Origin of the sequence: Bartonella sp. AP9QHHD, assembly GCF_042195625.1 — a bacterium.
Taxonomy (GTDB): domain Bacteria; phylum Pseudomonadota; class Alphaproteobacteria; order Rhizobiales; family Rhizobiaceae; genus Bartonella.
Genome location: NZ_JBHIOP010000001.1, coordinates 1 through 5,625 on the forward strand (window position 1 = coordinate 1; position 5,625 = coordinate 5,625).

3 protein-coding genes are annotated in these 5,625 nt (G+C 37.2%); all 3 read right to left on the reverse strand.

All coding sequences use genetic code 11. The annotated features are described in order from the left end of the window. Window positions 1-1,624 (reverse strand): pertactin-like passenger domain-containing protein (locus ACFIK4_RS00005; RefSeq protein WP_375674460.1); only part of this gene is annotated, 1,624 nt, incomplete at its 3' end. A gap of 830 nt (window positions 1,625-2,454) precedes the next feature. Then, a complete protein-coding gene (bafA, locus tag ACFIK4_RS00010) occupies window positions 2,455-5,019 on the reverse strand; it encodes a BafA family autotransporter (protein ID WP_375674462.1) in 2,565 nt (854 codons plus the stop codon). Between the two features lie 359 nt (window positions 5,020-5,378). Next, the coding region (locus ACFIK4_RS00015) for an autotransporter outer membrane beta-barrel domain-containing protein (protein WP_375674464.1) at window positions 5,379-5,625 on the reverse strand (247 nt) is incomplete at its 5' end.

Consider the following 5,625-nt stretch of genomic DNA (forward strand, 5'->3'; position numbering starts at 1 on the left):
TATGAACTGGACGTAAAATCATTTGATCGGCTAAAGATTGAGAAGAGGTTGAAACAGCAGTTTGTTGTTTTTCATCAGAAAAAGGATGAAGACCTGATAGAGGAAACGCTACAAGAGTCTGATTTTCTTGAGAGGGAGATACAGAAATACTAGAGACATTCTGTGCCCCTCTTAAATGACGTGGAGGTCGTGGTTTAGATGGCTGTTTTTTAGTAAGTGGACGAGGACCGGTATTTTTTCCTTCAGAAGAAGCCCCTTGATCAGACTGTATACCCGTATCAGCAGACAATGCAAGAGGAATCTTCGCTTTCTTATTCACACACTCTACTTCAGAATTAGAACCTTCCGTATCTCCAGAAGCTCTACTTAAATACCAAATTGTAGCACTACCACTAGAATCAGCACATCTTCCTCTCTTCACTAAGCGATACTGATAGGTTCCACCATCAACAGCTGTAATGTCCTTGCCCAAAAGATCTGCCAGAGTAAAATTAGCTCCGCCATTGTGGCTTCTATCGGTAATTAACGGAAGCTCAGTAACCAAACTATTCCTTTGTGAGAGAGGACCTGTAATTTCACGTCCAGAATCTGCAATATTTATTTTGTGATTCCCTGAGCCCTCACCAATCAACAAATAATCACTCGCATCCCACGTAGCGCTAATATTGAATCGAAAATGTAAATCCCCTGAAAGTCTCTCAACATAAAGTGAAATATGACGTGGATCATACGGAATAGAAGAAAAAATAACAGTCCCACCCTGCCCCCCTAAATCTTTAATTTTAATCTGTGGTTTTTCTCCTATCTTCCGTTCACCAACCTCAAATATTATCTCATCCACGCTCTCTTCTATAGGAATTTTTTTCTTAGTTATATGATTTGTCCTATCGCCAGCGAATAAATAAAGTTCTCCGCCACCATTGATCCTTACTTCTCCAACGACTTCTTGTACACCAACATGGAACCACGATTTAGCAAAATCGGTAATTGTTAAAGTATCTACAAATCCCATAGGATATACAACTTGAATAGCATGATCTTTCAAAGTAGTTTTCACAGACTCCCCTAGTGCTAAGACATGCTGTCTCCCATTCCCAGAAACTTCTGTAAACATTGCTCTCCCCCCTTCCTTTCTTTGCCCCGCATAAATATTTTGTTCTCCATCATTTCCCACTTTCGCATACCAAGCACCTCCCCCATCATACACATTCTGCTGCCCAATTGCTCCATCTACACCAGTAACTGTGGAATTATATGCACTACTCCGTCTCAACACGCGTGTAAGATCAATATTGGGCTCTTCATGAATAAACTGCTTACCACCTCTAACTTCAGCATTAATTGCAGTTCCTCCGCGTACAACTATCTGCATCCCACCTTTTTTAATATTAGATCCTACGGAGGATTTTCCATTATCAACAAGCTCTACATCACCATCTTTGAGAATAGTATTATTGCGAAAAAAATTAGACATCAGTGCTATTTTTTTTTCTTCCTCTTCTCTATTTACCACATGTGTTGCTCTTGTTAGCACTCTATTCCTACTCTCAACTGCACTTGCAGATTGCACAAGACAACTACTGATCATCAATACTGAAAAACTTAATTTGTATTTATACCGCATTATCCACACTCCACTCTCAATTATTTAGAAAAATACCCCGCGACTACATAGATAGCTCATTTTAGATTGTATCATAATGTGTTTTATTTATGTCTAAATACAATTTTTTAGTGTATTTTTTAATTTAAACAACTTAAAGTTGTTTATATATAAACCACTAAAAAACTCTAACTTAAAGCAGAAAAATTGAATAAAATTCAAAATGTTCACTTAAGTTAAAGGAATAATTTGCATATCTGGAATTATAGATGAAAAAAATGCTCGTGCCCTTTAATGGGGCCCCCTCTTCACGTAAAACAAAACGCCATTGGGTTGTACATTCACTCACTTGTTTTAAAGAGACATCTCTCAATGCACTCAAGCCCATTTCGCCACGTCATCCATGAATGATATACCGGTAAAGCCATTGACCCCCCAATCTTTACGCTTATGAAGAAGCGGGCCGATATCATCATACACTTTGCCATCCCAATGTTGTGACAGCCCTTGACACTAGAGACGATTCATCAGAGACATTTTTACTTCTTTTTTGTATAGTTTTTATACACACCTTCATCCCGCTTGCGATGTGCCAAGCGAATAATTTTGATTGATTCAACATAAACAGATTTGGAATGAGAGAATCCTATGATTTTCGCGACTCTCATTCAACATGCATAGAAATGAATTATTATTATAAATTCAGTATGTTGCCTTTAAAAGAGAGAGTATAAAGACATTTCTACTATTTGAGAAAGTCCTTACACTCTCGAGAAGACATAGCCGAACGTTATCTGTTTAAGTTTGCAAAACAATTACATTTGTAAAGTTAATCAGCCATGCACACATATTTAGAAACTATAGCGTAATCCTAAAATACCTTGAAGAGCATTCTTAATCTTATGTCCTTTTAGATAATGTGCTTCCGCATAAAGTGTTAGTTTATCATTGACCGAACCGTTTAAACCAATTCCCAATTTACCCGCACTGCCTGATAAATCTGTAATAAATTTATACTGGTTATTAATTGTCGTATAATTATTATTTATATTCTCACGCAACCAAGCTGCCATAATGTAAGCTGTTAATGAAGTTTCTGAACTCACAAAAAATTCATGTCCTGCAGTCAATCCAACTTCACTGCGGAATGAAGTTAATGGGCTTAGATCACCTATCATTCCATTGGAAAGTTTTATTCTTTTACCTTCAACCTGCAAACCTGTTAGCTTGATATAAGGCTGCATCCAAGTATTCTGTGCCGGTTCAAAATAACAACCAATCTCAAATGATCCACCTATCGCCCACTGATTGTAATGACTTTGAATGGCTAAACCATTCGTTGATATGGCTTTCAAATTATCTCGGTAATAATTATATTTCAAAACACCATCCATATACCATCCGCGATGATCAAAATAAGTTGCGTAAGTTCCAATACTATAAGAGCTCAGATCACTATTACCACCTCGTGCATGAGAAATACGTGCTTGATCATAACTACCGAAACCACCAACATACAACTCTCCATGCCTTAATTCACTCAACTGATCAGCACCAAAGACTAAACCTGTTTGCCCAAGCTTAAAGTGTGTATGGCCTGTCGCAACACGTTCTCTGCTCTTAATCCCATAAGTCCATAGTTCGATATCTTTCTTATTTCTGTCCCAAATTTTTCTACCATTCCGTATAATTTGCAACTCATTATTAAAAATAAGTCCAGGAACTACGGACAACGTTAATACTGCATCTGTAGAGGGTGTCGTTGTTGTTTCACCAGGAACAAAAGGATTTTCCGGATCTGGAATAGAGGTTTCTGGTCCACTGAGGCGATCTGCAGATAAAAACCAAACTTTTCCATTTTCATCCTTTCTTTCTTTCAAATCATACATATAAGTTCCACCATCAATGGCGTTAATTTTGTCACCCTTAAGATCTGTCAGTGTAAAATGTGCTCCACCACTTTGATCCATAATTAAATCACGCTTATTTGAAAAAGGATCCGTGATTTCAACTCCAGAATCAGCAACACTTATCGTATGATTCCCAGCACCTTTCTCAACCAAGAGATAATCACCACGGTTATGGGCAATCGTAGTATTGAACGCGAAATGTAAATTTCCTGAAAGATTATTCACATGAAGCTGAGAATAATATGGATCAGAACCTGTAAACGAAAAAATAACACTCCCTTCACCACTTAATTTTTGTATCAAAGAACTTTTTCCATCAAACTCATCAGTAATAGAGTACAGTTTTGTATCTTTTCCATTTAAAATAATATCTTCTACTATGGTATGATGTTGATCATTCCCAGCATAAAGATGGATCTGCCCAGAATGATTTAACTGTGTCTTGCCTTCTAATGTTGCCCCAGCATGCACCCATGATTTTGTTTGATCATTCATTGTTAGATTTTTTACAGATCCATCAGTATATATTTCCTGAATAGCACTCTCATTTAAAATAACTCCAATAGCCTGACCGCCTTTTAAGATACGTTGTTTACCACCGCCAAAAACTTCTGTGTCAAATGCAAAACCACCATTTTTTGCACTTTGAGACTTTTGTCCAACCTCTTGGACACCCCCTTGCATAACTTTCGTATTCCAAACTTTTCCGCCATCATATACTTTTTGTTGGCCTAGTGTTTCATCTTGACCATAAATGATAGTATGAGAAGCACTACTGCCTTTAATCTCTCCTCCAATATCCCCCTCGCCGAAAACAAGCTGCTCACCGCCATAAATTTTAGTCCCCTCTACTTTCCCTCCATTTCCAACACTTTGGTGCCCGCCTTCTTTAACAACAGCATTTTTCGAAAAACCTTGTTTTCCCTTTAAAGCCTGAACATTTTCAATTCCACCATGTTCAATTTTACTATTCTCACTGAGTCCTCCTGCATACACATAAAGCTCTGCACCATTCCTTACAGTGTTATTAATGGATCGCCCTGGACTATCAATCTCACCATCATTTGAAATGTATGCTTTACCTTCATTATCAAGGATATAATTTTCTAATATTGCCCCATCTTTAATGGAAATAAGTTCAGGCTTTTTAAGAAACGCAGTATTTTGTTCTTGTGCATTATATCCAGCATTGTCACGATGACTGCTGTCAAGCTCCTGTTGACTCGCAAACACTCTAGCACCCTTATCCATGATAAAATCGCTAGGCTTTTTCAAAAAGTCTAATTCATTGCGCGTTCTTATCATGACATCATGAGAGGCTCCAAGTATGCATCTGCCTGTTTTCATATCCTCATTGTATTGATCGTGAAATACCTTATCATTTTCATAACTTGAAGATTGACAAAAAAGTGCTGCTCTTCCCTCATTTGCAGCAGCAGCTTGCACAAAACAGCTGCTCAACATGAGTATCCAACAATGTCGTTTCCATTTATATTGTAGAGCCATATCCTCCCCCCTTTCACGCCTGCATAGACACTGAACGTAATTAGCTCTACAAAACATATTTTCAACCTTAGATTGCAATAATCCTTCTTAAAAATCCCCCTTATCTCATAAAAAACCGTTCTTTATAGTTTTTAAATACTTTTTTGATCAAGAATATAAGGGCGTTTTTATAGTGCTTCTTTAGCATTTCCTCAGAATTTTCTTATCAAAAAAAGTAATGCATAATCAAGTATATAAGGGAATACAGTTTATCATGAACAACGAAGCTGCGTGCTCTGAAAAATTGTTCTCTGATGCTGCATTAAAAACTTAAAAAAACTAATCATACATTTAAAGATAACTAAAAAATAACCATATCGTTAGAAACTATAGCGTACACCTAAAATACCCTGAAAGGACTGTTTTGTTTTATGTCCTTTAACATAATGGGCCTCACCATATAACTTTAACTTCTCACTCACAAAACTGCTTAAACCTAATCCTAACTTACCTGCATTGCCCGATAAGTCCGTGGTAAATGGATGACGTTGATTAATTAACGTTTGATTGTCATCTTTATTCTCACGCAACCATGCTGCTGTAATATACGCAAGCGATGAGGAATCC

Excerpts from the sequence above, each read along its gene's own strand:
- bafA (WP_375674462.1), bottom strand. The coding sequence starts at position 5,019 with ATGGCTCTACAATATAAATGGAAACGACATTGTTGGATACTCATGTTG.